23 protein-coding genes are annotated in these 26,381 nt (G+C 73.8%); 13 read left to right on the top strand and 10 right to left on the bottom strand.

Features of this window, described 5'->3' with window-relative positions:
* Positions 1 to 235: 235 nt before the first annotated feature.
* Both ACWD4P_RS21375 and ACWD4P_RS21370 read left to right on the top strand, forming a co-directional pair.
* On the top strand, positions 236 to 1,711 hold the full coding sequence (locus ACWD4P_RS21375; RefSeq protein ID WP_449780627.1) for an SDR family NAD(P)-dependent oxidoreductase: 1,476 nt from the start codon (positions 236 to 238) through the stop codon (positions 1,709 to 1,711).
* A gap of 21 nt (positions 1,712 to 1,732) precedes the next feature.
* Positions 1,733 to 2,212: a nucleotide triphosphate diphosphatase NUDT15 gene (locus tag ACWD4P_RS21370; protein ID WP_449780621.1), complete on the top strand. Its 480-nt coding sequence runs from the start codon at positions 1,733 to 1,735 to the stop codon at positions 2,210 to 2,212.
* A gap of 88 nt (positions 2,213 to 2,300) precedes the next feature.
* Here ACWD4P_RS21370 and ACWD4P_RS21365 read toward each other — a convergent pair whose 3' ends face one another.
* On the bottom strand, positions 2,301 to 2,501 hold the full coding sequence (locus ACWD4P_RS21365; protein WP_449780620.1) for a hypothetical protein: 201 nt from the start codon (positions 2,499 to 2,501) through the stop codon (positions 2,301 to 2,303).
* 363 nt (positions 2,502 to 2,864) lie between these two features.
* On the opposite strand from ACWD4P_RS21365, the gene ACWD4P_RS21360 reads away from it, so the two are divergent.
* Positions 2,865 to 3,524, top strand: coding sequence for an Rv1733c family protein (locus tag ACWD4P_RS21360; protein ID WP_449780619.1), 660 nt, complete (start codon positions 2,865 to 2,867; stop codon positions 3,522 to 3,524).
* Positions 3,525 to 3,675: 151 nt separating this feature from the next.
* Here ACWD4P_RS21360 and ACWD4P_RS21355 read toward each other — a convergent pair whose 3' ends face one another.
* Positions 3,676 to 4,353 carry a YoaK family protein gene (locus ACWD4P_RS21355; protein WP_449780618.1) on the bottom strand — a complete coding sequence of 226 codons (678 nt, stop codon included), beginning with the start codon at positions 4,351 to 4,353 and terminating at the stop codon, positions 3,676 to 3,678.
* Between the two features lie 113 nt (positions 4,354 to 4,466).
* Positions 4,467 to 5,201, bottom strand: a complete 735-nt coding sequence (locus tag ACWD4P_RS21350) for an MgtC/SapB family protein (RefSeq protein WP_359817363.1) — start codon at positions 5,199 to 5,201, stop codon at positions 4,467 to 4,469.
* Between the two features lie 518 nt (positions 5,202 to 5,719).
* Here ACWD4P_RS21350 and ACWD4P_RS21345 point away from each other — a divergent pair.
* From ACWD4P_RS21345 to ACWD4P_RS21330, 4 genes are all read left to right on the top strand, one after another.
* The gene (locus ACWD4P_RS21345; RefSeq protein WP_449780617.1) at positions 5,720 to 6,538 is read left to right on the top strand and encodes an ABC transporter ATP-binding protein; all 819 of its coding nucleotides are present in this window, start codon (positions 5,720 to 5,722) and stop codon (positions 6,536 to 6,538) included.
* Positions 6,535 to 9,276, top strand: coding sequence for an FtsX-like permease family protein (locus ACWD4P_RS21340; protein ID WP_449780616.1), 2,742 nt, complete (start codon positions 6,535 to 6,537; stop codon positions 9,274 to 9,276). The genes ACWD4P_RS21345 and ACWD4P_RS21340 overlap by 4 nt, the downstream gene beginning before the upstream one ends.
* A gap of 263 nt (positions 9,277 to 9,539) precedes the next feature.
* Complete coding sequence (locus tag ACWD4P_RS21335) at positions 9,540 to 9,911, top strand: BlaI/MecI/CopY family transcriptional regulator (RefSeq protein WP_449780615.1); 372 nt, start codon at positions 9,540 to 9,542, stop codon at positions 9,909 to 9,911.
* Positions 9,908 to 10,825 (top strand): M56 family metallopeptidase, encoded by a 918-nt coding sequence (locus ACWD4P_RS21330; RefSeq protein WP_449780614.1) that lies wholly within the window; start codon positions 9,908 to 9,910, stop codon positions 10,823 to 10,825. Before ACWD4P_RS21335 ends, ACWD4P_RS21330 begins: the two co-directional genes overlap by 4 nt.
* A 193-nt stretch (positions 10,826 to 11,018) precedes the next feature.
* Here the strand turns inward: ACWD4P_RS21330 and ACWD4P_RS21325 are convergent, their stop codons facing one another.
* The 3 genes from ACWD4P_RS21325 to ACWD4P_RS21315 all read right to left on the bottom strand — a co-directional run bounded on the left by ACWD4P_RS21325 (position 11,019) and on the right by ACWD4P_RS21315 (position 14,817).
* Positions 11,019 to 12,038 (bottom strand): acetamidase/formamidase family protein, encoded by a 1,020-nt coding sequence (locus ACWD4P_RS21325; protein ID WP_359817372.1) that lies wholly within the window; start codon positions 12,036 to 12,038, stop codon positions 11,019 to 11,021.
* A complete protein-coding gene (locus ACWD4P_RS21320) occupies positions 12,035 to 13,579 on the bottom strand; it encodes an APC family permease (RefSeq protein ID WP_449780613.1) in 1,545 nt (514 codons plus the stop codon). Before ACWD4P_RS21320 ends, ACWD4P_RS21325 begins: the two co-directional genes overlap by 4 nt.
* A gap of 161 nt (positions 13,580 to 13,740) precedes the next feature.
* Positions 13,741 to 14,817, bottom strand: a complete 1,077-nt coding sequence (locus tag ACWD4P_RS21315) for a substrate-binding domain-containing protein (protein WP_449780612.1) — start codon at positions 14,815 to 14,817, stop codon at positions 13,741 to 13,743.
* A 55-nt stretch (positions 14,818 to 14,872) separates the two neighbouring features.
* On the opposite strand from ACWD4P_RS21315, the gene ACWD4P_RS21310 reads away from it, so the two are divergent.
* Entirely contained in the window at positions 14,873 to 15,355 is a 483-nt protein-coding gene (locus ACWD4P_RS21310; protein WP_449780611.1) for a MarR family winged helix-turn-helix transcriptional regulator, read from the top strand.
* 126 nt (positions 15,356 to 15,481) lie between these two features.
* Here the strand turns inward: ACWD4P_RS21310 and ACWD4P_RS21305 are convergent, their stop codons facing one another.
* Complete coding sequence (locus ACWD4P_RS21305) at positions 15,482 to 16,534, bottom strand: NlpC/P60 family protein (RefSeq protein ID WP_449780610.1); 1,053 nt, start codon at positions 16,532 to 16,534, stop codon at positions 15,482 to 15,484.
* A gap of 405 nt (positions 16,535 to 16,939) precedes the next feature.
* On the opposite strand from ACWD4P_RS21305, the gene mutA reads away from it, so the two are divergent.
* The 3 genes from mutA to meaB are packed head-to-tail and all read left to right on the top strand — an operon-like array spanning position 16,940 to position 22,050.
* Positions 16,940 to 18,808, top strand: coding sequence for a methylmalonyl-CoA mutase small subunit (mutA, locus tag ACWD4P_RS21300; RefSeq protein WP_449780609.1), 1,869 nt, complete (start codon positions 16,940 to 16,942; stop codon positions 18,806 to 18,808).
* Positions 18,805 to 21,051, top strand: a complete 2,247-nt coding sequence (gene scpA, locus ACWD4P_RS21295; RefSeq protein WP_449780608.1) for a methylmalonyl-CoA mutase — start codon at positions 18,805 to 18,807, stop codon at positions 21,049 to 21,051. Before mutA ends, scpA begins: the two co-directional genes overlap by 4 nt.
* A 12-nt stretch (positions 21,052 to 21,063) precedes the next feature.
* Positions 21,064 to 22,050, top strand: a complete 987-nt coding sequence (meaB, locus tag ACWD4P_RS21290; protein ID WP_449780607.1) for a methylmalonyl Co-A mutase-associated GTPase MeaB — start codon at positions 21,064 to 21,066, stop codon at positions 22,048 to 22,050.
* On the opposite strand, the gene ACWD4P_RS21285 is transcribed toward meaB, so the two are convergent.
* Positions 21,981 to 22,442, bottom strand: a complete 462-nt coding sequence (locus ACWD4P_RS21285; RefSeq protein WP_449780606.1) for an ATP-binding protein — start codon at positions 22,440 to 22,442, stop codon at positions 21,981 to 21,983. The two genes, meaB and ACWD4P_RS21285, sit on opposite strands and share 70 nt — an antisense overlap.
* Before the next feature lie 110 nt (positions 22,443 to 22,552).
* Between ACWD4P_RS21285 and ACWD4P_RS21280 the strand changes: the two genes are divergently transcribed.
* Positions 22,553 to 22,879 (top strand): putative quinol monooxygenase, encoded by a 327-nt coding sequence (locus ACWD4P_RS21280; protein WP_449780605.1) that lies wholly within the window; start codon positions 22,553 to 22,555, stop codon positions 22,877 to 22,879.
* Entirely contained in the window at positions 22,876 to 24,114 is a 1,239-nt protein-coding gene (locus ACWD4P_RS21275; protein WP_449780604.1) for a helix-turn-helix domain-containing protein, read from the top strand. Before ACWD4P_RS21280 ends, ACWD4P_RS21275 begins: the two co-directional genes overlap by 4 nt.
* A 248-nt stretch (positions 24,115 to 24,362) precedes the next feature.
* Here ACWD4P_RS21275 and ACWD4P_RS21270 read toward each other — a convergent pair whose 3' ends face one another.
* Positions 24,363 to 25,394 (bottom strand): glycosyltransferase family 2 protein, encoded by a 1,032-nt coding sequence (locus tag ACWD4P_RS21270; RefSeq protein WP_449780603.1) that lies wholly within the window; start codon positions 25,392 to 25,394, stop codon positions 24,363 to 24,365.
* Between the two features lie 249 nt (positions 25,395 to 25,643).
* Complete coding sequence (locus ACWD4P_RS21265) at positions 25,644 to 26,246, bottom strand: superoxide dismutase (protein ID WP_449780602.1); 603 nt, start codon at positions 26,244 to 26,246, stop codon at positions 25,644 to 25,646.
* Between the last annotated feature and the right edge of the window lie 135 nt (positions 26,247 to 26,381).

Raw genomic sequence — 26,381 nt, 5'->3', positions numbered from 1 at the left:
CGAAGAGCATTGCTGGGGCTGTACACAAACCGTGATCAATGCTCCGCGCGTAGACATGGAGGATCATCCAAAGACCCCCTCCGACGTCCGGTTTTCGCCCGGGCCGGGGCCGCTCCCGTAGCATTCACGCGGTAACGGGCATGACTTCACGCGTGTGGGCGTGGCGGAACGGGAAGCGGCAGCAGGCGTGAGCATCGGGCAGACCGACATCGAGCAGACGGACACCGGGCAGGACCTGGTCGAGGGCACCGAGGAGGACATCGACTACGGTCCCGGCCTCGACCCCGAGCGGCTGAGGCTCTGCCTGGAAGTGCTCGCCGAGCTCGACGAGCTGCACGTCGACCACCCGGACGCGATCACCGTCCGCCAGGCCGTCGGCGGCATATTCCGGACCCTCAAGCAGCGCCGCCGCCAGGAGACCCGGGCCCGCAAGACCGCCAACGACCGCGAGGTCACCGCCCGCACCGCCACCGGTGCGCCCTCCCGGATCGACGACGAGACGGCCGGCGCCTTCGGCCTGACCACCGTCACCACCACCGAGATCGCCGGCATCCTGGAGCGCCCGCGCTCCTGCTACACCTGCAAGCAGCGGTACGTCGAGGTCGACGCGTTCTACCACAACCTCTGCCAGAACTGCGCGGTCAAGAACCGCGCCCGCCGGGACGCCCGCGCCGACCTCACCGGCAAGCGCGCGCTGCTCACCGGCGGCCGCGCCAAGATCGGGATGTACATCGCGCTGATGCTGCTGCGCGACGGCGCCCACACCACCATCACCACCCGCTTCCCCAACGACGCGATCCGCCGCTTCAAGGCGATGCCGGACAGCGACGAGTGGATCCACCGCCTCAAGATCGTCGGCATCGACCTGCGCGATCCGGCCCAGGTGATGGCGCTGGCCGACGAGGTCGCCGCCGACGGCCCGCTGGACATCCTGATCAACAACGCCGCGCAAACCGTGCGCCGCCCGCCGGAGTCCTACCGCGAGCTGGTCAACGCCGAGTCCGCCCCGCTGCCGGCCGGCGAGCTCCCGCAGGCCACCACGATCGGCCGCTTCGGCAGCGGCAGCGTCGACCTGCCGGCCCTCCCCCACCAGGCGGACGGCGACGCGCAGCGGATCGCCGCCGAGGACGTCACCTCGCTCGCCCTGGTCACCGGCTCCGCGACGCCCGCCCGGATCGCGGCCGGCACCGCGATCGACGCCGGCGGCCTGGTGCCCGACCTCGCCGACACCAACAGCTGGGTGCAGACCGTCTCGGAGGTCGGCCCGATGGAGCTGCTGGAGGTCCAGCTCTGCAACTCCACCGCGCCGTTCATCCTGATCAGCCGGCTGCGCCCGGCGATGGCCGCCTCCGCCTCGCGCCGCAAGTACGTGGTCAACGTCTCCGCGATGGAGGGCGTGTTCTCCCGCGGCTACAAGGGCGCCGGCCACCCGCACACCAACATGGCCAAGGCCGCGCTCAACATGCTCACCCGCACCAGCGCGCAGGAGATGTTCCAGAGCGACGGCATCCTGATGACCGCCGTCGACACCGGCTGGATCACCGACGAGCGCCCGCACCCGGACAAGATGCGCCTCGCCGACGAGGGCTTCCACGCCCCGCTCGACCTGGTCGACGGCGCCGCCCGGGTGTACGACCCGATCGTGCGCGGCGAGGCGGGCGAGGACCTGTACGGCTGCTTCCTCAAGGACTACGAGCGCGCCAACTGGTAACCGGCTGAAGGAGATCGCGAGTTGAGCACCGCACCGACCGCACCGGCCCCGCCGAACGCACCGCTGCTCGGCGCCGGGGTCATCGTGCCCACCGGGGACGGCCGGGTGCTGGTCGGCCGCCGGATCACCGCCGGCGAGCCGCCCACCTGGAGCCTGCCCGGCGGCAAGGTCGACCTCGGCGAGTCCTTCGAGCAGACCGCGGCCCGCGAACTCGCCGAGGAGACGGGCATCGTGCTGCCCGCCGAGGAGATGCGGGTGCTCGCCGTGCACCTCGACCACGAGCTCGGCCGGCCCCGGCTGACCGCCGCCGTGCTGGCGCCGCCCAGCCTGGCCGAGGCCGTGGTCACCGAGCCGCACGCCTGCGCCGGCTGGGAGCGCTTCCCGGTGGACGCGCTGCCCGGGCCGATGTTCTACCCGTCCGCGTTGGTCCTCGGTAGCTGGCTGCCGGAGCTGGACGTGGTGCGGGCCGCCGGGACGCACGGCTACCCCGTCGGCCGCTGAGCACGGTGCGGCCCCCGTCGGCCGCCGGGCGCCGCACCGACCCCGTCGGCCGCCGGGCGCGGACCACGGGGCCGGCCCCGACGGGAGGTCAGCCGTTGCGGGCCGCCTCCGGCCCGGTGATCCGCTTCAGCAGCGGCAGCGTCGAGGCGATGATCCCGAGCGACGAGGCCGGCCCGAAGGCCGTCAGCCCGTAGTAGACCGCGCCCGGGGGCACCAGGTCGTACTGCATCTGCGATTTCAGGAACATCGCCGCCGCCGCGAAGCCCGTCCCGGTCGCGATCACCGACACCGCCAGCAGCGGCAGAAGAAGGCCCCGAGCTGGGGCGACGTCAGTTTCCGTGCGCGGAACGGGCAGGAGCCCGCCCGGAACAGGCAGGAGGTGACCCCCACGATCACCCCCTGCCCCGTTACCGCGACCCGGCGCCCCCACGGCCGATCCGGGTCTCGGCCGCGCCCAAGCACCGGGAGGGCGCCGCCGCTCCCCAGCTTGCCCGCCCCGGCGCGCGGATGCCGAGGGCCGAACGTCCCGGGCTCGGGGCCGAGCGGCCCTGGCGGTCCTACGGGCGCGCACGACTCTTGTGCGCGGGGGGCCGCCGGGTGGACATTGGGGCGGAACCGCCCCGCGTCCCCGCGCCCCTGAGGAGCCCTCACCGTGTCCAGCACTCCCCGTCCGACCCGGCCCGCGTCGCTCCCGCAGCGCACCGGCCGCCGGCTGCGGCGTGCCTTCGGTGCCCGGCACGAGCCGCTCGCCCGCCCCCTCGACCGCTCCCGGGCCCGCGCCTGGCTGTCCGCCCTGCTCGGCGCGGTGATCGCGCTGGCCCTCTGCGCGGGCGGCTCCCTCCTCCTCTACCGCTCCACCGCGCACCAGGCCGACCTCGACCGCGGACGGCTGCGGCAGGTCGACGCCGTGGTCCGCGACATCCCGGACCGCACCACCGCGGCCACCGGCAGCCGCTACTCCGGCGGCTACAGCAACCGGATCGACGTCACCGCCGTGTGGACCGCCCCGAACGGCATCCAGCGACTCGGCACCGTCCAGGCCCCGCACTCCGTTGTGCCCGGCAGCCGCCTCCCGATCTGGGTCGACCCGGTCGGCACCGTCTCCGCTCCCCCCGGCGACCGCGCGGCCCTCGCGGTCTCCGCCGCCTGCACCGGCGCCGGCGGCCTCCTCGCCCTGCTGGCGCTGCTCCTCCTCGCCCTCCGTGTGCGCCTCCACGCCCTCGACCGCCGGGCCGAGGCCGCCTGGGCCGCCGACTGGGCCCGCCTCGAACCGCTCTGGAGCGGGCGCGCCGGCCACTGCCGCGAGGACTGACCGGGCCGCCGTACCGTCAATCGCCGTTGGCCGCCCGGGAGCAGCGGCCGCCGGCACGCCCGGCCGACCCGTCCGCCCCCGGGGGCGATCCGCCGACCGCGCGGGGGCGGTCCGGGCGGGCACCGGGACGGGAGAGGGAGCGTCGGACCGCTCAGCGGGGGTGGGTCCAGGCGGGGGCCGGGGTGGGTTTGGCGGCGTGGTGGGTGAGGGCCGCGACGGCGAGGAGGAGCGCGAGGGCCAGTGCCAGGGCGAGCGGGATGTCGGCGTGGAGGACGAGGAGGGCGCCGAGGAGGGCGCCGGCGAACATCCAGACGGCGGAGGCGAGGCGGCGGGGGCCGGTGCGGTCGGCGGCGAGGGCCGTGATCGTCATGGTGAGCACGGTGGTGGTGAGGTCCGGGACCTTCAGGGCGCGGACCACCGCGTTCTGGCCGCCCATCGCGAAGCCGAGCAGCCCGATCAGGGTGTAGCGGGCGGGGTCGGAGGTGTGGCCGACCACGGCCGCCAGCACGGTGGCCGCCGCGACCAGTGCCGACTGTACGGCGACGGCGGCGGTCAGCAGGTGTCCGCGGTGGCCGGGCAGCCGGCGGGCGAGGTGGCCGCCGGCCAGGGCGCCGAGCAGGAAGGCGGCGAGGGCGGCCAGCGAGGCGGTGGCCGAGAGGTTGGCCGCGCCGGCCAGGGCGAATCCGAGGAACACCACGTTGCCGGTCATGTTGGCGACGAAGACGTGGCCGAGTTCGAGGTAGCTGATCGCGTCCACCACTCCGGTGACCACGGTCAGCACCAGCAGCATCGGCACCAGCGGCCCGTGGTCGGGATCGGGGGTGGGCATCGGACCTCCATGGGGATCGATCGGCGGGGTGGTGAAACGGCCCAGGCCAATGGCTCGGGCGAACGGCCAGGGTGAATGGCCCGGGCGAACGGCTCGGGTGACCGCCCGTCCGCTCAGGCGAGCGCCGGGTTGCCGGGCTCCTCGGACTCGTCGTCCAGGTGCCAGTGCAGGTCACGCACGCCGGGCTCCAACGACAGCCTGGTGACGACCTGTTCGAGCGCCGGCGTCACCCGGCCGGTGATCGCGACGGTGGCCCGCAGGCTGGTGGCGTCCCCGTTGTCGGTGCGGCGGGCGCGCAGGCCGGTCGGGGCGAGGCCGGAGGCGGCGAGGGCCTGGAGGAGCAGTGCCCGGATGTGGGTCTCGGACTTGCGGTCGCACTCCAGGTGGACGGTGGCGCGGCAGGTGGAGTCCGGGTCGTTGCCGGACTGTGGGGTCCGGTCGAGGAGCCGGCCGGCCGGGCGCAGCACGAGGTGGACGCCGAGCACGGCGAGGGTGCCGAGGACGGCGAACTGGAGTTCGCCGGAGGCGGCGAGCACCCCGACGGCGGCCGAACACCACAGTGTCGCCGCGGTGTTGAGGCCGCGGACGCCGGCGCCGTCGCGCAGGATGACGCCACCGCCGAGGAAGCCGATGCCGGAGACGACGTAGGAGGCGACCCGGGTGGGGCTGCCGGTGTCGCCGACGGCCTCGCTGTAGAGCACGAACAGGGTGGCGCCGGCGGCGACCAGGGCGTTGGTGCGCAGGCCGGCCATCCGGGCGCGCCACTGGCGTTCGACGCCGATCAGCGCGCCGCAGGCGACGCCGGTGGCGAGCCGGATCAGGAAGTCGACGGTGGTCAGGGTGTGCACGACGGCACCTCCTTCACGGGAGGAGGGGTACGGACGATGACGCGCGGCCGGGGCCCGGTGCGGCCCGGACGACCTCGATGATGGCGATCGCCGTCACGGCCGACAGGGAGGCGCGCAGGGCCCGGGACGGACCGTACGGGTGGTCGCACCGCGCGGTGGCGGCACGTCAGGGGGACGGGCGGAGAACGCCCGGTGAACGTCGGGGAAGGGTGCTACCGCACACCGCGGGGGCGGGGGCGACTGCGACCCGGACTACCGCAGTCCATGTCTCCCGCCTCCTTCCGGCCCGGGCGCATCGGGGTGCGCCGCTCCACGGCACGGCCCGGCGGAGAGGAAGTCCCGCCCGGGGCCGTGAACCTTCCCGAGCATAGACCGCCCCCGAACGATCGGTCCCGGTTTCCGTCGACATCCTCGACAGCTTTGTAGAAGTTTGACCGAACCCGATCACCCCGGCCATGGATTCCCGGGAACCACCCCGACTTGCCTCGCGTCCTCCGACATATATAGTTCACCGACATATGCAGTTGAGCAGCTCACAAGGGGGAAGAGTGTCCCACACCGATCCGACCCGGCCCGCACCCGTCCTGCGCCTGACCGACGTCACCCGGGTGCACGGCCGGGGTGCCGCCGAGGTGCACGCCCTGCGCGGCATCGACCTGGCCGTCCACCCCGGCGAGTTCGTCGCCGTCATGGGCCCGTCCGGCTCCGGGAAGTCCACCCTGCTGACCCTCGCCGGCGGGCTGGACCAGCCCAGCGGCGGCGAGGTGCTGGTGGAGGGGGTCGCGCTCGGCGGCCTCGGCCGCGGCAGGCTCGCCGACCTGCGGCGGCGGTCGATCGGCTACGTCTTCCAGGACTACAACCTGATCCCGGCGCTGACCGCCGCCGAGAACATCGCCCTGCCGCGCGAGCTCGACGGAGTCCCGGGACGCCGGGCCCGCCGGGAGGCGCTGGCCGCGCTGGAGGAGCTGGGCATCGGCGAGCTCGCCGACCGCTTCCCCGACGACATGTCCGGCGGCCAGCAGCAGCGCGTCGCCATCGCCCGCGCCCTGATCGGCGACCGCCGTCTGGTGCTCGCCGACGAGCCCACCGGCGCCCTCGACTCGGCCACCGGCGAGGCGGTGCTCGCCGTCCTGCGCGCCCGCTGCGACGCCGGCGCCGCCGCCATGATGGTCACCCACGAAGCGGCGCACGCCAGTTGGGCGGACCGGGTGGTCCACCTGCGGGACGGCGCGATCGCCTCGGAGGCCCCCGGCCGCCGCTCCTCCGCCCGCCTCGCCGCGGTCCCCCCGTCCGGCACCGGGCACCCGTACGGTGCGGTCGGCGAGGTGGCGCGGTGAGGATCGGAGCCTGGCGGGTCGCGCTGCGCATCGCCCGCCGCGACGCCCTGCGCGCCAAGGGCCGCAGCGCGCTGATCGCCGCCATGATCGCGCTGCCCGTGCTCGGCGTCACCGGCGCCGACGTGGTCCACCGCAGCGGCCAACTGACCCCGGCCGAACGGGTCGAGCGGGTGGTGGGCGGCGCGGACGCCCTGGTCACCTCGCTCAGTCCGGGCCAACTCGTCGAGCAGGCCCCGATCGCCGAGGACGGCGCCTTCGCCGTCCAGCCCCGACCGGGGGAGCAGCCGACGGCCGAGCAGGTGAAGGGCGCGGGCACCGACCCGGTCGCCCTGGTCGGCTCGCTGCTGCCGCCCGGCAGCGTGCTCACTCCGGCCCGGCCCGGGCCGGAGGCCGGGGCGACCTCGCCCGAGGGCATGGTCCGCACCCTCACCACCGAGGCCGACCTCGGCGACCCGCTCTGGCGCGGACGGCTCGACCTGGTCGACGGACGGGCGCCGGGCGCCCCGCACGAAGTGGCCGTCACCCGGGCCTTCCTGGACCGCACCGGACTCGCGCGCGGCGCCACCACCACCCTCCAGGGCCTGGAGGGCACCACGTACACCATCACCGGCGTGGTGGAGCACCCGGGCGAGCTGGGCCGGGTCGAACTCGTCGCCAGGCCGGGCGAGTTGATCGACCAGCTGAGCGGCGCGCTGGCCGCCGGCGGGCCCGCCGCGGAGAAGCCCTCCGACAGCCGGTCCGCCTGGCTGGTCCGACTGCCCGCCGGGGCCGCCCTCGACTGGGCCGCCGTCCAGCGGTTCAACGCCCACGGCTACACCCTGACGGCGCGCTCGGTGGCACTCGCCCCGCCGCCGGAGCAGGCCGTCCCCTACTACCGCGACGCCTACCGCTACAGCGACCCGACGGCCGCCAACAACACCAGGATGGTCGTCGCCACCGTCACCGGCATGGCGCTGCTGGAGGTCGCCCTGCTCGCCGGGCCCGCCTTCGCGGTCGGCGCCCGCCGCTCGCGCCGCCAGCTCGCCCTGCTCGGCGCGGCCGGCGGCAGCCGGGCCCACGTCGGCGCGGTGGTGCTCGGCGGCGGCCTGGTCCTCGGCGCGGCCGGGGCGGCGGTCGGCGTGGTGCTCGGCACCGCGGTGGTCGCCGTGCTGCGGACGCGGATCGAACAGTTCGGCGGCGCGCGCTTCGGGCACTTCGCCGTACCGCCGCTGGACCTGCTGGCGATCGCCGGCATCGGCCTGGTCACCGCGCTGCTCGCGGCCGCGCTGCCCGCCCTGCAGGCCGCCCGGCGCAGCGTCACCGCCGGCCTCACCGGCCGGGACACCGTCCGCGCCCCCAGCCGCCTGGTCACCTTCGCCGGTCTGGCGCTGGTCGTCCTCGGCGGGGTCCTCGCGATGTACGGCGCGGGCGTGGTGCAGCGCGACCGGCCCGGCATGGGCGGCTACGACACCCGCACGCTCACCGTGCTCGGCGGCTCGGTGGTCGCCGAACTCGGCCTGCTGCTCTGCACCCCGATGCTGGTCGCCCTGATCGGCCGGGCCGCCGGCCGGCTGCCGCTCGGGCCGCGGCTCGCGCTGCGCGACTCCGCCCGGCACCGCTCGCGCACCGCTCCGGCGGTGGCCGCGGTGATGGCCGCGGTGGCCGGCGCCGTCGCCATCGGCGTCTACACCACCAGCACCGACGCCGAGAACCGGCGCGACTACCAGCCCGAGGCCCCGTACGGCGCCGTCCAGCTGGTCAGCCACGTCGAGGGCCCCCGGCTCGCCGAGGAGCGCGCCGAGCTGGAGAAGCAGCTGAGCGGGCTCGGCCCGCGCGGCGACCTCGGCCAGGTGGAGTACCGCTTCTGCGACAACTGCTCCAGCGTCGTCACGCTCAGGGGCCCGGCGGAGCGGCGCGGCCTCGGCGCACCGCCGCACCTGGCCGCCGGTGACACCACCGTGCTGCACAACCTGTTCGACGTCCACGACCCGGCCGCCGAGCAGGCGTTGGCCGCCGGCAAGCTGCTGGTCTTCGACCGGGCCCTGGTGGGCGCCGACGGCAAGGCCGTGATGCTGCTGCGCGGCGGGGGCGGCGCGCCGCTCCAGCCGGGCGAGGTGCCCAAGCCGGACCTCCAGGAAGTCCCGGTCGACGCGGTGCTGGTGGACAACCCGGCCGCCGCCGGGTTCGCCCAGGGGCTGGTCTCGCCCGCCGCGCTGCCCGCGCTCGGGCTCGCCGCCCGGCCGACCGGCTCCGTCTGGCTCCCCGCCACCCCGCCCGACCGCAAGGCGCAGCAGCGCGCCGAGGCGGCCGCCGTCCGGCTGGACCGGCTCGCCCGGCTGACCGTGGAACGCGGCTACCAGCCGAAGAGCGACGCGCTCACCCTGGCGCTCACCGGCTTCGCCGGGCTGGTCGTGCTCGGCGCCGCCGGGATCGCCACCGGCCTGGCGGCGGCCGACTCCCGGCAGGACCAGGCCACCCTGGCCGCGGTCGGTGCCCCGCCGCGGATCCGGCGGAGCATGGCGGGCCTCCAGTGCACGCTGATCGCCCTGCTCGGAGCGCTGCTCGGGGCGGTCAACGGGTTCGTGCCGGCGGTGGGGCTGCTGAAGTCCCGGGCCGGCGGGCTCGGAGCCCCGCCGGCGCTGATCACCGCGCCCTGGGGCGAGCTGCTGCTGATCGTGCTGGCGCTGCCGGTGGTCGCGGGGCTGCTCGCGGCGCTGTTCACCCGCTCCCGCGTCCCGCTCGGGCGGCGGCTGTCCTGAGAAGGGGCGGCCGGCCCGGGGGCCGCACGTCCCCCGGGCCACGAGCGGCGGCCCCGGGACGCCGCCGTCCGTGTCCGAGGGGCAGCGGGCGTCCTCGGACACGGCTTGGACACCGGCCGACCACCGGCCGAACACCACCCGCGACGCGCCGGGCGTCCGCCCCCTCGATTCGAGGGCGGGCGCCCGGCGCTCTTCCGTACCATGGGCCGCGGTCCGGCGGGCGAAGGGCGCCGGCGGCCGGCTCGGCGAGGGAGAAGAGGGCGGTGCTACGGGGGTTCGGCGATCTGGAGGCCGAGATCATGGACCGGCTCTGGTCCTGGGCCCGGCCCGCCACGGTGCGCGAGGTGGTGGACGACCTCCAGAACGAGCGGGCCGTCGCGTACACCACCGTCACCACGGTCGCGGACATCCTGCACACCAAGGGCTGGCTGCGCCGCGCCAAGGTCGGCCGCGCCTGGGTGTACGAACCGACCTGCACCCGCGAGGAGTACACCGCCCGGCTGATGCACCAGGCGCTGGAGACCACCCACGACCGGACGGGCGCGCTGCTCCACTTCGTCGACCGGATCAGCGGCGACGAGGCCTCGGCCCTGCTCGCCGCCCTCGAACAGGTGAAGTCCCGGGGCCCCGAGTGACTCTCGCGCTGCTCTGCCTCCACCTGGTGGTGACCGGTGTCCTGCTGCCCCGCCGACTGGCCGGCTCCGCCCGGATCCAGGCCCGTCCGGTGGCGGGCGCCGCGCTCTGGCTGGCGCTGATGGCCTCGTTCACGGTGGGTCTGCTGCTCACCGCCCACCACGCGGCGGAGCCCTTCGCCCACCGGCCGGCCGGCCTCCTCGGACTGCTCCGCCTGTTCGGCCCGGTCCGGGGCCCCGGCCCGGGCGTTCCGGCGCTTCCGCACACCCACGACTGGTGGCTGCTCGCCGTCGGCGGGGCCCTGCTCGCCGCCCTGGTGACGGCCGTCGGCCTGCGCACCGGACGGGCCCGGCGGCGGCACCGGGCGATGCTGGACCTGGTCGCCGCACGGGACCGGCGCTGGGACGCGCTGGTGCTGGAGCACCCGCGTCCGGCCGTCTACTGCCTGCCCGGGCGCCGCGCCCGGGTCGTGCTGTCACGCGGGGCGCTGCGGCTGCTGGACGAGCGCCGGCTCGCGGCGGCCGTCGCCCACGAGCGCGGGCACATCCGCGGCCGCCACCATCTGTTCCGGCTGCCCGCCGACACCTTCGCGCTGCTGCTCGGGCCGCTGCCGCTGGCCCGGCTGGGGCGCTCCGAGGTGGCCCTGCTGCTGGAGATGGCGGCCGACGACGCGGCGCTGGCCCAGGTGTCGCGGAGTGAACTGGCCTCCGCTCTCTGCGCGTTGGCGACCGCCGGCGCTCCCGGCCGGGGAGCCCCGGCGGGCGGCGGAACGCTGGGCGCGGCGTCCACCGGGGTGCTCGCCCGGGTGCGAAGGCTGGCCCGGCCGTCGAGCGGACGGCGCCGGCCGGTGTGGGGGCTCGGGGCGGCGGCGCTGCCGCTGCTCCCCTACCTGCTGGTCTGCGCGCCGCACCCGTAGCCCCGCCGGACAACGGCGACACCCGCCGGGAACACCGCGCGGGCCCGTCGGCGTGGGGGTGCCGACGGGCCCGTGGTGGGGGCGGGGTGGGGGCTCTGGGTGGGGGCTCGGGGGTGGGGGCTCGGGGTGGGCTGCGGGATTTGCCGGGACCTTGACCCGCGGGGCTGAACCCGGCGCGCCCGGCCCCGCGTTGCTACCGGTGCCGCAGGTACGCCCCGGCGGTCGCGCGCAGCCGGTCGTGCAGCCCGTCGTAGGCGCGGGCCCGGCCGAGCAGGTTCTTCGGCAGCTTGGCGACCATCGTGTAGTTGGTGTCGCAGACGTTCGCCGCCGGGGCCAGCCCGGCCTGGCTGACCAGCTGGTAGGCGTCGAGCTGGTCCAGGCCGAGGAGGCCGGCGGTCCAGCCGACCAGGTCGTGCTGGCTGATCCGGAACGCGTCCTCCAGCGGTCGGGCGGAGCCGGTGCTGATCAGGAAGTCGTCGTTCTCCAGCCGGGGCCAGGCCGGGCCGCCGCCCTTGACCAGGTCGACGATCACGGTGGTGCGCATCGCGGCCTCCACCGCCGTGCCGCACACCTCGCCCTCGCCCTGACGGGCGTGGCCGTCACCGATGGCGAGCAGGCCTCCCTCGACGTTGACCCCGAAGTAGGCGGTGGTGCCGGCCCGCATCTCGGGGGTGTCCAGGTTGCCGCCGTGCGCACCCGGGGTGATCGAGGCCAGCACCTCGCCGGCCGCCGGGGCGACGCCGACCGTGCCGTGCATCGGGTCGAGCGGCAGCTCCACCGTGAACTCGCTCCTGCGGGCCCGGAACCGGCAGACGCCCGCCTTCACGTCCAGGTCGTAGACCCAGACCCGCTCCTCCAGGGCCGGGTGCAGCATCGCGGTGCTGTGGGTCGCGGTCAGCGCGCCGAAGTGCGGGAAGGTACTGGAGATGCCGTGGTCCCGGGCGGGGGTGATCTCCACGAAGTGCACCGCGAGGACGTCCCCGGGCTCGGCGCCCGCCACCGCGATCGGACCGGTGACCGGGTTGAGGTAGGGGAAGACGCAGACCTGGCTGGGCAGGTCGCCGGTGCCGCGCACCTTGCCGCCGAAGCAGTCCTCGGTGGTCAGCTCGATGACGGTGCCGGGCTGGACGGTGACCAGTGGGGCGCGGCCGCCGAAGGTGTACGCGTAGTCCTCCGGGGTGGGCTTGAGCGTGACGGTCTCGGGCAGGCTCACTGGTTCTCCTTGGGGGTGGTGCCGTTCGCGGTGGTGCCGGTGTTCGTGGTGGTGGCGCTCCCGGCGGTGGCGCTCCCGGTGGTGGCGCTCCCGGTGGTGGTGCTCCCGGCGGCGGAGTCCGCGGCGGCCGGGGCGGCGTCGGTGCCCGACCCGGCCTCGGCCTCGGCCACGGCCAGCCGGGGCTTGCGTCCGGTCGCGATCAGCCCGGCGAGCACGATCCCGCCGACGAGCAGCCAGACGAACCCGAGCCGCTGGGCCGCGATGTTGGCGTTGACCACCACGTACGCGAGGATCGCGAAGCCGAGCGCGGGGGCGATCAGGTGCCGCCAGTAGTCCTTGCTGCGCTGCCGGACCAGGTAGTGGACGACCACGGCGACGTGCAGGACCAGGAAGGTGGTCAGCGCGCCGAAGTTGACCAGGGTGCTCAGCAGGGTGATGCCGTCCTCGCGCGAGGCCATGTAGAGGCCGAGCACCAGCGAGATCCCGGCGGTCAGGAGCGTCGCGTTGACGGGCACCCGGCGGGTGGGGTGGATCCGGGCCAGGAAGGCGGGCAGCTGGCGGTCGCGGGCCATCGCGTACAGCAGTCGGGAGGTGGCGGCCTGGGCGACCAGCGAGTTGGCGAAGCCCCAGGCGACGGCGGTGGAGGCGGCGGTCAGCGTGGCGAGCCAGCCGCCGGCGGCGGTGCGGGCCGCGTCGTAGAAGGCGGTGCCGTTCGGGTCGCCGTCCCGGATCAGCGCGTCGGGGTCGGCGACCAGCAGCGAGGCCACCCAGGTCTGCACGATGAACAGTGTGCCCGCGAGCAGCAGCGCGGCGACCATGGACCGGCCGATGGCCTTGGCGGAGTCCCGGTTCTCCTCCGAGAGGGTGGAGATGCCGTCGAAGCCGAGGAAGCTGAGCACCGCGATCGAGACCGCCCCGAAGGCCAGGCTCCACGAGAAGGTGTGCGCGTTGTAGAGCGGGGTGAAGTCGAAGCCCCGGCCCTTGCCGTTGGCCAGGGCGATCACGCCGACCACCACGAACAGGGCCAGCACGACCAGTTCGCCGATCAGCATCGCCTTGTTGACCCGGTTGGTGGTCTCGATGCCGAGGTAGTTGACCACGGTGTTGAGCAGCACGAAGCCGATCAGCCAGAGCCAGACCGGGACGGACGGCACCAGCGAGTTCATCGCGACGCCGGCGATCAGGTACAGCAGTCCGGGCACCAGCACGTAGTCGAGCAGGATCATCCAGCCGGACAGGAAGCCGACCGGGGCGGCGATGCCCCGGCCCGCGTAGGTGTAGACCGAGCCGGCCATCGGGAAGGCCCGGGACATCTGGGCGTACGACAGGGCGGTGAACATCATCGCCACCATGCCGAGGACGTAGGCCAGGGCGACCATGCCGCCGGAGCCCTGGAAGACGCCGCCGAAGATGCCGAAGGGCGCGATCGGCACCATGAACACCAGCCCGTAGACGAGCAGGTCGGTGAAGCCGAGCGAACGGCGCAGTTCCTGCTGGTAGCCGTAGCTCTCGATGCCCTTGGGCGCGGGTGTGTCGGCCATGGTGCTCTCTCTCCGTGACGACCCTGCGGGGTGTGTGGAGAGACTGTAGGGGGAACTATTTCCAGATGGAAGGGTTTCGTTCCGACATTCCACCTGGCGAGAAACGGGGCGCCCGGGGCACGGGCGACGGGACCGGGGACGTGGCGCGCCGGAGGCGGGGCTCAGCGCGGCAGGACGGCGAAGCCGAGCCCCTCGGCCCGGGCGAGGTGGATCGACGCCCGGCCCGCGTCCTCACGGTGCAGCAGCTCGGCGGCGGCCGCCAGCAGTCCGTCCGGGGCCAGGGCCCGACGGGCCGCCAGGTCGGCGAGCAGGTGCAGGCCCTCGTACAGGCCCACCGCGTACGCGTCCAGGACCGGCGCCCACGGGCCGCACAGCGCCCGGTGCCGCTCGGCGAGGCTCTGCCGGCGCTCCTCGGGCAGCGTCGCGAAGGAGGGCATCGCGGCGTACAGCGTCCCGGTGTCGTCGCCGCCGAGCGCCAGCAGGCCGTTCTCCTCCAGGGCCCCGGACAGCCGCACCAGCGTGCGGTCCAGCCCGCTGCGCCGCAGCGCCCGGTTGAAGTGCACCAGGTCGCGCCCGATCAGACTGAGCAGCAGGGCGTCCGCACGGGCGTCGCGCAGCGCGTCCAGCAGCGGTTCGAGCCGCTCCTCGACCGCCCCGAAGGGCACCCTCCGCTCCAGCACCACCCTGGCGCCGGCCCGTGCCGCGAGCCCCTCGGCGGACCGGTGGACGGATCGCGGCCAGATGTAGTCGTTCCCGATCAGCGCCCAGCGCCGGAGGTGATGACTGGTCGTCAGCTCCCGCATGGCCGAGCCGAGTTGGCGGGCCGGGTCGATCCCCGTGCAGAGCACGCCCGGCAGCCGGGAGCCGCCCTCGTGCGGCGGGGTGAAGACGTAGGCGATCCGGCCCGCGGCGGCGGCCTCGACCGCCCGGTGCACATCGCTGGTGTGGCAGCCGGCGAGCGCGTCCAGCACCCCGGCGGCCAGCAGCCGCCGCACCTCTCCGGCCACCCGGCCCGGCGCACCGCCGCCGTCCACCAGGACCAGCTCCAGGGGGCGGCCGAGGACCCCGCCGCCCGCGTTGACCTCGTGCGCGGCGAGCAGGGCGCCGTCCAGCGCGGACGGGCCGGTGAGCCCGAGCGGACCGGACTGCGGCACGACGAGGCCCACCCGAAACGCCGTCCCCTCGTGGACCGAGTGCAGCGCGTCGAGCGGATCGATCAAGCCCACCTCGACGCTCACAGTGCGAGTATCGTCGTACCGCCGATATCGGGAAAGGCCGGAACGGGAGGGTCCGATGAGCTCAGTTGGTGCCGCACCGGAGGTCGAGGGCCGCTCCCCCGGCACCGCCGGGGACCAGGGCCTGCCCGAGCCGGCCCTGCCCGAGCCGCTCCTGGTCGAACTGGTCACGCTGGCCCACCGCCGGCTCTCCGGCGGCCTCGCCGCCGCCCTGGCGGAGGAGGACTGCACCGTCGACCAGTGGCGGCTGCTGCGCGTCCTCGCGGACGGCCGGGGGCACGCGATGGGCGAACTGGCCCAGGCCCTGCTGATCCCGCAGGCCAGCCTGAGCCGGCTGGTGGACTCGCTGGCCGACTCCGGCCTGGTCTACCGCCGCCAGGACGACCAGGACCGCCGCCGGATCACCGCCCACCTCTCCCGCCAGGGCCGCACCCGGCTGACCCGCCTCGACGCCCTCGCCGCCGCCCACGACGCCGCCGTCCGCCGGGCCTGCGGCCTCACCGATCCCGCCCACCTGCTGCGCCGGCTCGCCGCGCTCTGACCGGCCCGCCGGCGCCTCCGCCGGACGCTCCCCGACGGCACCGGCCCGCCGAGCGGCGCCACGCGGCCCCGAAACGCCGGCGGCCCGCCCCCGCCGGAGCGGGAACGGGCCACGGCGGGCGTACGGTCAGGCCGGGCGGACGGCGCCCATGTAGGGCATCGCGGAGATCGGCAGGACCTCGATGTTCTTGCCCGTGCGCGGGGCGTGGATCATCTTGCCGTCGCCGATGTACAGGCCGACGTGGTGCAGGTCGTTGTAGAAGAAGACCAGGTCACCGGGCTGCAGGCTGGCGCGGTCCACGTGCGGGCCGTCCTTCCACTGCTCCTCGGAGGTCCGGGAGATCGTGACGCCCGCCGCGCGGTAGGCCTGGCTGGTGAGGCCCGAGCAGTCGAAGGAGGCGGGGCCGTTCTTGCCCCAGCCGTACGGCTTGCCGAGCTGGGCCTGGGCGAACGCGATGATGGCGCCGGCCCGGCCGGAGGCCGACGGCACCGGGGCGTTCATGTCCGGGCGGTCGCTGGAGCGGGAGGCCCGGTCCTTGGCGGCGGCCGCGGCCGCGGCGGCCGCCTGCTGGGCCTCGGCCTTGGCCTTCTCGGCGCTCTGCTGGGCGTTGATCTTGGCCCGGTCCTCGGCGCTGAGCTTGTTCAGCATCTCCTGGGCCTGGGCCAGCTTGGTCTGGATGTCCTTCTTCTGCTCCGCCAGCTGGGTGCCCACCTGGTCGAGCGCGGCCAGGGTGGCGGTGGCCTCGGCGCGGTCCTGGTCGAGCTTGCGCTGCTCGTCCTGGGCCTGCTTGAGCAGGTTCGCCTGGGTGTCGGACACCTGGTTCTGCACCGAGGCGCGCTCCAGGTAGGCGGACGGGTCGGAGTCGAGCATCAGCTGGACCGAGGGGTCGATGCCGTTGGTGCGGTACTGGTCGGCGGCGACCGCGCCGAGCCGGGTCCGCAGCTCGTTCATCGCCTCCTGGCCGCGGGCGACCTTCTCCTGGATCTGGCCGGCCTCGGCCTGGAGCTTCTGCTGCTTGGCCTGGAAGCCGTTGTGCTTCTCGATCGCCTGCTCGGCATCCTCGTTGAGCTGGTCGACCTGCTCCTTGACGGAGGCGAGGCTCGGGGTCGGCTCGGCGTGGGCGGTACCCGACGCCAGGACGGCGCCGCCGGCCGCCATGGCCGTGGTGAGGACTGCCATGCGGGCCCGGCTCGGGGGGCTGGGCTTGCGGCGCTTTCCCATGGCGGTCGCTCTCCTTCGGGGGAATCTGGGGACGCTCCGGACGGGGCCGGGGGACGGCCCGACCGGGGCCGGGGACGGTGAAGGCGGGCAGGACGAGCAACGGGGGGTACTGCCCCACCCACCTTCTTCGAAGTAACTTAATAGATGAGGGGCCGGGTTCCGCAATCCCCCTGATCATGACGATTTGACGGCATGACGGGACATCGATCGCGTTCCGTGCCATCGGCGTTGACCTCGGACACCCCGCCCCGGCGTTCGTGGCACTCCAGGCCCCCCGAAGTGCTCCGATCCCGGCCGGACCGAGGGCAAGGTCACACGGATTCCCCCTCCTGCGGCCCTGCGAACGAGCGCTAACCTGCGGACATGAAGGTCCCGCCCGAAGGTCTCCCCCTCGCCGCCGAGTTCCCGGCCGCGCACCGAGAGCAGTGGCAGCAGCTCGTCCAGGGCGTGCTGCGCAAGTCCGGCGCCCAGCCCGAGGACGGCCCCGCCGCCGAGCAGGCGCTCACCACCCGGCTCCAGGACGGGCTGAGCGCCCGCCCGCTGTACACCGCCGAGGACACCGCCGTCGACCCGGGCTACCCGGGCTTCCCGCCCTTCGTGCGCGGCGGCCGGCCGCAGGGCTCCGCCGTGGCCGGGTGGGACGTCCGCCAGCGGCACGCCGACCCGGACCGCCGGCGCGCCAACGAGGCCGTGCTCGCCGACCTGGAGCACGGCGTGAGCTCGCTCTGGCTGGAGCTGGGCGACACCGGCCTCCCGGTGGACGCCCTCCCCGAGACGCTCTCCGGGGTGTACCTGGACCTGGCCGCCGTCGTACTCGACGCCGGCGCCGAATTCACCGCCGCCGCCGAGCAGTTGTTCGCACTGTACGAGGAGCGCGAGGTCTCCCCCGGCGCCGCCGCCGGGAACCTCGGCGCCGACCCGCTCGGCCTCCAGGCCCGCACCGGCCTCGCCGAGCGCACCGAGGGACTGCTCGCCGGGGCCACCGCGCTGGCCGCCCGCTGCGCCGCCGGGTACCCCGGCCTGCGGGCACTCACCGTCGACGCCCTCCCCTACCACGAGGCGGGAGCCTCCCCCGCCCAGGAGCTGGGCTGCTCGCTGGCCGCCGGCGTCGCCTACCTGCGCGCCCTGACCGCCGCCGGACTCCCGCTGGACGACGCGCTCGGCCAGCTGGAGTTCCGCTACGCCGCGGACGCCGACCAGTTCCTCACCATCGCCAAGTTCCGTGCCGCGCGCCGCCTCTGGGCCCGGGTCGCCGAGGCCTCGGGGGCCGGCCCGGCCGCCTCCGCGCAGCGCCAGCACGCCGTCACCTCCCGGGTGATGATGACCGCCCGCGACCCGTGGGTGAACATGCTGCGCACCACGGTCGCCTGCCTGGCCGCCGGGGTCGGCGGCGCCGACTCCGTCACCGTGCTGCCCTTCGACAGCGCGCTCGGCCTGCCCGACGCCTTCGCCCGCCGGATCGCCCGCAACACCCAGGCGATCCTGCTGGAGGAGTCCCACCTGGCCCGGGTGATCGACCCGGCCGGCGGCTCCTGGTACGTCGAGCAGCTGGGCGAGGAGCTGGCGCGGGCCGCCTGGGCCTGGTTCCAGGAGATCGAGCGGGCCGGCGGCCTGTCGGCCGCCCTCTCCACCGGACTGGTCGGGGACCGGATCGCCGCGACCTGGTCGGAGCGGTCCGTCCGCCTCGCCAAGCGGCGCGAACCCGTCACCGGCGTCAGCGAGTTCCCGCACCTGGACGAGCAGCCGCTGGTCCGTGAGCCGGCCCCGGCCGGGTTCGGCGGCGGGCTCCCGCGGGTGCGCCGCGCCGAGGCCTACGAGGCGCTGCGGGACCGCTCGGACGCCCACGCCGCCGCGCACGGCGCCCGCCCGGGCCTCTTCCTCGCCTCGATCGGCACCGCCTCCGCGCACACCGCGCGCACCACCTTCGCCGCCAACCTGTTCCAGGCCGGCGGCATCGCGACGGTGCCGGCCGAGTCCGTCGACCCGGCGGCCTTCGCCGAGGCCTTCCGGGCCTCCGGCGCCACCGTCGCCTGCCTGTGCTCCAGCGACGCCCTGTACGCCGAGCACGCCGCACCCGTCGCCGAGGCCCTCAAGGCGGCCGGCGCCGAGCGGGTTCTGCTGGCCGGGCGGCTCGGCGAACTGCCCGCCGGAGTGGACGAGTTCATCTACGCGGGAGTCGACGCGATCGCCGTCCTGACCTCCCTGCTGGACCAGATCGGAGCGGCTCGATGATCCCCGACTTCACCGGAATCGAGCTGGACGGCGGCGCCGGCGGCGCCACCGTCAACTCAGGCACCTCAGGCACCTCAGGCACCTCAGGCGTCACCGAGGACCAGTGGCAGGCCGCCTGGCGCCGGTCCACCGGCAAGGACGTCGACGAACTGCTCTGGGACACCCCCGAGGGCATCGGCGTCAAGCCGCTGTACACCGGCGGCGACCTGGCCGGGCTGGACTTCCTGGAGACCTACCCGGGCGTCGCCCCGTACCTGCGCGGGCCCTACCCGACCATGTACGTCAACCAGCCCTGGACCGTCCGCCAGTACGCGGGCTTCTCCACCGCCGAGGAGTCCAACGCCTTCTACCGCCGCAACCTCGCGGCGGGCCAGAAGGGCCTGTCCGTCGCCTTCGACCTGCCGACCCACCGCGGCTACGACAGCGACCACCCGAGGGTCACCGGCGACGTCGGCATGGCAGGCGTCGCCATCGACTCGATCTACGACATGCGCCAGCTGTTCGACGGCATCCCGCTGGACAAGATGTCGGTGTCGATGACCATGAACGGCGCCGTGCTGCCGGTCCTCGCGCTCTACATCGTCGCGGCCGAGGAACAGGGCGTACCGCCCGAGAAGCTCGCGGGGACCATCCAGAACGACATCCTCAAGGAGTTCATGGTCCGCAACACCTACATCTACCCGCCGCAGCCGTCGATGCGGATCATCTCGGACATCTTCGCGTACACCTCGCAGAAGATGCCCCGGTACAACTCGATCTCCATCTCCGGCTACCACATCCAGGAGGCCGGTGCGACGGCCGACCTGGAACTGGCCTACACCCTGGCCGACGGGGTGGAGTACCTGCGCGCGGGCCTCGACGTGGGACTGGACGTGGACGCCTTCGCGCCGCGGCTGTCGTTCTTCTGGGCGATCGGCATGAACTTCTTCATGGAGGTCGCCAAGCTGCGCGCCGCCCGGCTGCTGTGGGCCAAGCTGGTCAAGCAGTTCGACCCGAAGAACCCCAAGTCCCTCTCGCTGCGCACCCATTCGCAGACCTCCGGCTGGTCGCTCACCGCCCAGGACGTGTTCAACAACGTCACCCGCACCTGTGTGGAGGCGATGGCCGCGACCCAGGGCCACACCCAGTCGCTGCACACCAACGCCCTGGACGAAGCGCTCGCCCTGCCCACCGACTTCTCCGCCCGGATCGCCCGCAACACCCAGCTGCTGCTCCAGCAGGAGTCGGGCACCTGCCGGGTCATCGACCCGTGGGGCGGCTCGGCGTACGTCGAGAAGCTGACGCACGACCTGGCCCGCCGCGCCTGGGAGCACATCCAGGAGGTCGAGGCGGCCGGCGGCATGGCCAAGGCCATCGACGCGGGCATCCCCAAGCTGCGCGTCGAGGAGGCCGCCGCCCGCACCCAGGCGCGAATCGACTCCGGCCGCCAGCCGGTGATCGGCGTCAACAAGTACCGGGTGGACAGCGACGAGCAGATCGACGTGCTCAAGGTCGACAACACCTCCGTGCGGGCACGGCAGATCGAGAAGCTGCGCCGACTGCGCGAGGAGCGCGACGAGACCGCGTGCCGGGACGCCCTGAACGCGCTGACCCGGGCCGCCGAGGCCGGCCCGCAGCGCGGCGGCTCGCTGGACGGCAACCTGCTGCACCTGGCCGTCAACGCGGCCCGGGCCAAGGCCACCGTCGGCGAGATCTCCGACGCCCTGGAGAAGGTGTACGGCCGCCACTCCGGCCAGATCCGTACCATCTCGGGTGTGTACCGAGACGAAGCGGGCCCGTCGGCCCCCCTCCAGCGCACCCGCGACCTGGTCGAGCGGTTCGAGCGGGCCGAGGGCCGCCGGCCGCGCATCCTGGTCGCCAAGATGGGCCAGGACGGCCACGACCGCGGCCAGAAGGTCATCGCCACCGCCTTCGCCGACCTCGGCTTCACGGTGGACGTCGGCCCGCTGTTCCAGACCCCGGCTGAGGTCGCCCGCCAGGCCGTCGAGGCGGACGTGCACATCGTCGGCGTCTCCTCGCTGGCCGCCGGCCACCTGACGCTGGTGCCCGCGCTGCGCGCCGAACTCGCCGAGGCCGGGCGGGAGGACATCACCATCGTGGTCGGCGGCGTCATCCCGCCGCAGGACTTCGACGCCCTGTACGAGGCCGGCGCGGCGGCGGTCTTCCCGCCCGGCACGGTCATCCCGGACGCGGCGTACGACCTGCTGAAGTCCCTGGCGGCCGATCTCGGCCACGAGCTGTGATCGACTGATCGCATGCCTCCGCGGACGATCGACCTCGACAGCTATGTGACGGGCGTACTGGACGGCTCGCGCGCCTGGATCGCGCGCGCCGTCACCCTCGTCGAGTCCACCCGGCCCGACCACCGCGCGCTCGCGCAGCAGCTGCTCCAGCGGCTGCTGCCGCACGCGGGCGGGGCCGTCCGGGTCGGCATCACGGGGGTGCCCGGCGTCGGCAAGTCGACCTTCATCGACACCTTCGGGACGATGCTCACCGGCCAGGGCCACCGGGTCGCGGTCCTCGCCGTCGACCCGACGTCGAGCCGCACGGGCGGCTCCATCCTGGGCGACAAGACCCGGATGGAGCGCCTGGCGGTGGACCCTGCGGCGTTCGTCCGGCCGTCCCCGACCTCGGGGACGCTCGGCGGGGTCGCCAAGGCCACCCGCGAGTCCATGGTGGTGATGGAGGCGGCGGGCTACGACGTCGTCCTCATCGAGACGGTCGGCGTCGGCCAGTCGGAGACGACGGTGGCCGGGATGGTCGACACCTTCCTGCTACTCAGCCTGGCACGGACCGGCGACCAGCTCCAGGGCATCAAGAAGGGCGTCCTGGAGCTGGCGGACGTCATCGCCGTCAACAAGGCGGACGGCCCACACGAGACCGACGCCAAGGCCGCCGCTCGCGAACTCGCGGGCGCACTGCGACTGTTGCAGGCACCCGACGCGGCCTGGACCCCGCCGGTGCTGACCTGCAGCGGGCGCGACGGGGCGGGCTTGGACGTGCTGTGGGAGCGGCTGCAGCAGCACCGCAAGGTCCTCGACGCCACGGGCGCGCTGGCGGCGAAGCGCCGCGACCAGCAGGTCGAGTGGACCTGGTCCATGGTCCACGACCAGCTCTACGCCCGCCTCCACGAGAACCCCGAAGTACAGCGCCTGGCCCCCGAGTTGGAAGCTCAGCTCCGCGCCGGAACGCTCCCGGCGGGGTTGGCGGCCCAGCGGATCCTGGACGCATTCTTCGGCTGACCCACAGCACGAAGGTCGAGCGCCGTGCCCCACCCCTGCGTGGGGCACGGCGCTTCGCAGGTTTCGAGGTACTCGAACCACACCACCTTGCCCACCTCCACCGGGTACCACCCCCACGCATCCGCCAGCGCCTCCACGAGCAGCAAGCCGCGCCCGCTGGTCGCCTCCTCGTCGCAGTCCTTGACCTGCGGCTCCGCCCCTCGGTCAGCCACCTCCACCCGCACCCGCCCGCTGCGCCAGCGAACGGAGACGACGCATCGCTCCCCCGTGTGCACCAGCGCGTTGGCGATCACCTCGCTCGCACACAACTCCAGCTCCTCCATCGCGCCAGATGGACAGTGGCTACCGGCAGGCGGCAGCGAAAGGAACGCCGATCCATGACTCTTCGCCACTGCGAGAACACAGAACGTAGTCGCAGAAAAACTGCGAGTCAGGAATTTCTGCTACTGACAACTCTTTCGCTGCGCCGTGCGAGACTCATGCGATCCAGGAAGGGAGACCCATGGGATTCGGCCTTGTTGTGCGCTTCGTTGCCCGAGACGCTGCGGCGGCCCACGCCTTCGACGAGCTGGCAGACCAAGCGCTGGACGGCATCCGAGCCAAGGAGCCCGGCACTCTCGCCTACGTCAACCACGCCGTACCGAACGAGCCCCACGTTCGGATCTTCTACGAGCTGTACGCGGACCGTGAGGCCTTCGAAGAGCACGAGCGCCAGCCTCACATCCGCCGATTCCTGGCCGAACGCGCCCAGTACCTTGAATCGTTCGAGGTCACGTTCCTGAACGAGATCGCCGGCAAGGGCGCGTCCACCGACAGGGCCGCCCGTTGAGTCCGGAAGAACGGCGCGCCTTCGGAGCTCGGGTCGCCCAGCTCCGCAAGAGCCGCGGAATGAGGCAGGACCAGCTTGCCGCCGCCATCAATCGGACGGCCAGTTGGGTATCGCAGGTCGAACGAGGCGTCCAACCAGTGGTCCGCCTCGACGTACTTCAGATGCTGGCGGACGGCCTCGGCGTGTCCGTCCAAGCCCTGCGCCCTGATGCTCCGGCGGCGTCCACCAGCTCTTCATCCACAGCCCCGGATCAGTCCAACGACCTTGACCTGGCCCGGCTTTCGCTCTCAGGACACCCCGCTCTCGACGCTCTGCTCGCCGAGCAACCTCGATCCGGCGCACCCGACATGGCCGAGTTGACCGCCGACGTCGAGCGACTCTGGCAGCTGACGCACAGTGCTCGGTTCGCCGAGCTGAGCGCAGCCATCACAGAAGTGCTACCGCGCCTGGAAGGGGCGGCACGTGTCGCTGATGGCGGGAGCGTCGAGATCCATCTGCTACTCAGCCAGGCATACCAGGCGGTCGCAGCAGCCTTCGTCCGCCAGGACGAGGCCGATGCGGCATGGGTCGCCGCCGATCGGGCGATCCGATCTGCCGAGCAATCCGGGCAACCACTGCACGTCTTCGCAGGCATCTACCGACTGGCCCATGTCTTCGTCCGGCTACGGCGGCTGGACCAGGCGGACCACACAGCCGGGAACGCCGTAGCCGCCCTTCGGGCACACCTCCCAGTGACCGACCCGCCGCCGGAAGCACTTTCGGTTCTCGGGTCGCTGCATCTGATCCTCGCGTTGGCCACCGCCCGCAGCGGCCAACGCGAGCAGGCACGGAAGGAGATCGGCAACGCCCGAGAGGTCGCCGGGCAACTCGGCGAGGACCGGAACGACTTCAACCTCGAATTCGGCCCGACGAACGTCGAGATCCAGGCCGTCTCAACGGCGGTCGATCTCGGCGACGCAGGCGAGGCACTGGATGTGGGCCTGCGAATCGACCCCGGGCGCCTCTCTCCCGAGCGGAGGTCCAGACTCCTGATCGACCTCGGACGAGCACACGCTCAGCGACGCCACCTCGGCGACGCCATCGACTGCCTCCTCCGCGCCGAGGAACTGGCACCCGAAAGCATCCGAACCCACGGAGCGGCCCGAGCAACGATCCGTGAACTCATCCTCATCGCCGGCCGGAGCGCGCCATCGGAACTGGTGAAACTGGCCAAGCGGGCGAACGCCACGGCATGACGGGGCGCGCATCGGCAGCGCGGGGCCGCTGAGGGGTTGACGATCGGACCTCGGATCGCCTTCTCGCCGAGGGCGACCCGCAACCGGTCGAGGGGTGGCCGAGCCAGGCGGTGTGCCCCTCGGGCGTGGCAGGCCCGGAGGGCGATGGACCGGACGGACGGAGGACGCCGGCAGCCCCGTGCGTCCTGCGCCTCAGAACCTCGTGGACCGCCCCGGGCAGGGACCGCGATGTCGCAGGGAGTCCCCGGTCAGCCGCGGCGGAGGGCCTGGCGGGTGCGGCGGGCGAGGCGGTGGGCGCGCTGGACGGCGACGAAGCCGGGCATGGAGTCGGCGAGGGTGAGACGGTACTTGAGCCGGAGCTGGGGGTTCAGGGCGGCCAGGTGCTCGGGGCCGATGGCCCGCAGGAGCCGGGCGACGTGCTGCTGGTAGGCGGCGCGGTAGGCGCGGTCGCCGTCGGGGACGGTCCAGAAGAACATCGGGATCTCCTCGACCAGGCAGTTGCGGTCGTAGGCGCGCAGGTGGTCGGCGAAGGCGGGTTCGGGGCGGGCGAGCAGCCACTCGCGGACGAGTTCCATCGAGCGGACCCGGTCGACCAGGCCCCGCGGGTCGGTCTTCTTCTGGGTGATGGAGAGGTCGCCGTCCTCGCGGACGCGCCAGTGGTAGATCGGGTCGGCGAGCACGTCGACGCGGTCGGCGAGGAAGTGGTGGGGCACGCTGACCGGGGCGTCCTCGTAGAGGATGCCCTCGGGGTAGAGCAGGCCGGCGCCGTCGAAGAAGGAGCGCCGGTAGACCTTGTTCCAGGCGGTGCGGTCGGTGACCAGGGCGGGCAGTTCGCCGATGTGGGTGCGCAGCCGGGTCTCGCGGAACGGGCGGCGGTGGGCGTGGGAGGGGCTGAGGCCGGTGGTGCGCAGCCGCATGGCGTTGCCGGCGGCGAAGTCGGAGCCGGTCCCGTCCAGGGTGTCGATCATCAGCTGGTAGGCGTGCGGCGGGAGGGTGTCGTCGCTGTCGACGAAGGCCAGGTACTCGGTGCCGGGGGTGAGGTGGCGCCAGCCGGTGTTGCGGGCGGCGCCGAGGCCCTGGTTGTCCTGGCGGACCAGCCGGAAGCGCGGGTCCCGGTCGGCGTGGGCCCGGGCGACGGCCGGGCCGTCGTCGGTTGAGCCGTCGTCGACCATGACGCACTCGAAGTCCCCGAAGGTCTGCGCCGCGATGGAGTCCAGGCATTCCTGGAGGTAGCGCTCGACGTTGTAGATCGGGACGACGAGGGAGAGTCGCGGGGCCATCGGGCGCCCTTTCGCTCAGCGGCGGCAGCAGCAGCGGACGGGCCGGACGGCCGTCGCCGGCCGGTCACCGGCAGTGGTCCGAGCGAGCGTAGGGAGCGCGCGCGACCGGCAGGCGAACGGCGGGTGGCGTCCAGCCTGCGGCGGAGTGTAGCAGCGCCGCAGACGTCAACTCCCGCCTCAGGAGCACCCGTTCAGGGGAAGGCCCCGGACCGCCCGACCGGTCCGGGGCCCTGTGTCACCCGATGCGGGTCAGGCGCTCTTGACGGCCGCGAAGCGGTCCGAGACGTCCTGCCAGTTGACGACGTCCCACAGGCGGGTGACGTAGTCCGGGCGGACGTTGCGGTACTGCAGGTAGTAGGCGTGCTCCCAGGCGTCGAAGGCGAGGAGCGGGGTGGTGCCCTGGCCGACGTTGCCGTGGTGGTCGTAGACCTGCTCGACGATCAGGCGCTTGCCGAGCGGCTCCCAGGAGAGGATGCCCCAGCCGGAGCCCTGCACGCCGGTGGTGGCGTTGGTGAGCTGCTTCTTGAAGGCCTCGAAGCTGCCGAAGTGCTCGGTGATGGCCTCGGCCAGCTCGCCCTCGGGGCGGTCGCCGCCCTCGGGCGAGAGGTTCTGCCAGAACAGCGAGTGCAGGACGTGGCCCGACAGGTGGAAGGCGAAGGTCTTCTGCAGGCCGACCAGGCCGCCGAACTGCTCCTTGTCGCGGGCCTCGGCCAGCTGCTCCAGGGTGTCGTTGGCGCCCTTGACGTACGCGGCGTGGTGCTTGGAGTGGTGCAGCTCCAGGATCTCGGCCGACATCGCCCGCTCCAGCGCGGAGTAGTCGTACGGCAGGTCGGGAAGCGAGTAGGTGCCCATCAGGACACGGCCCCTTTCGGCGGGTTGAACGGTGGTGATCGTGCCGGGACAACACTATTGCGTATCAGTTGCAAGAACGAAGCATGGGCTCCTGCTTATTCCTCACGTCTCGTCGGGCACAATGGTCGTCGTTCC

The sequence above is a fragment of the Kitasatospora sp. NPDC002543 genome, from assembly GCF_053594915.1.
This window is presented reverse-complemented; position numbering and strand designations above follow the sequence as displayed.

What these genes read in the sequence shown, in the direction of transcription:
- ACWD4P_RS21280 (WP_449780605.1), top strand. Translation starts at nt 22,553, where the DNA reads ATGGGATTCGGCCTTGTTGTGCGCTTCGTTGCCCGAGACGCTGCGGCG.
- ACWD4P_RS21355 (WP_449780618.1), bottom strand. Translation starts at nt 4,353, where the DNA reads ATGCCCACCCCCGATCCCGACCACGGGCCGCTGGTGCCGATGCTGCTG.
- meaB (WP_449780607.1), top strand. Translation starts at nt 21,064, where the DNA reads ATGCCTCCGCGGACGATCGACCTCGACAGCTATGTGACGGGCGTACTG.
- ACWD4P_RS21270 (WP_449780603.1), bottom strand. Translation starts at nt 25,394, where the DNA reads ATGGCCCCGCGACTCTCCCTCGTCGTCCCGATCTACAACGTCGAGCGC.
- ACWD4P_RS21320 (WP_449780613.1), bottom strand. Translation starts at nt 13,579, where the DNA reads ATGGCCGACACACCCGCGCCCAAGGGCATCGAGAGCTACGGCTACCAG.
- mutA (WP_449780609.1), top strand. Translation starts at nt 16,940, where the DNA reads ATGAAGGTCCCGCCCGAAGGTCTCCCCCTCGCCGCCGAGTTCCCGGCC.
- ACWD4P_RS21265 (WP_449780602.1), bottom strand. Translation starts at nt 26,246, where the DNA reads ATGGGCACCTACTCGCTTCCCGACCTGCCGTACGACTACTCCGCGCTG.
- ACWD4P_RS21305 (WP_449780610.1), bottom strand. Translation starts at nt 16,534, where the DNA reads ATGGCAGTCCTCACCACGGCCATGGCGGCCGGCGGCGCCGTCCTGGCG.
- ACWD4P_RS21310 (WP_449780611.1), top strand. Translation starts at nt 14,873, where the DNA reads ATGAGCTCAGTTGGTGCCGCACCGGAGGTCGAGGGCCGCTCCCCCGGC.
- scpA (WP_449780608.1), top strand. Translation starts at nt 18,805, where the DNA reads ATGATCCCCGACTTCACCGGAATCGAGCTGGACGGCGGCGCCGGCGGC.
- ACWD4P_RS21345 (WP_449780617.1), top strand. Translation starts at nt 5,720, where the DNA reads ATGCAGTTGAGCAGCTCACAAGGGGGAAGAGTGTCCCACACCGATCCG.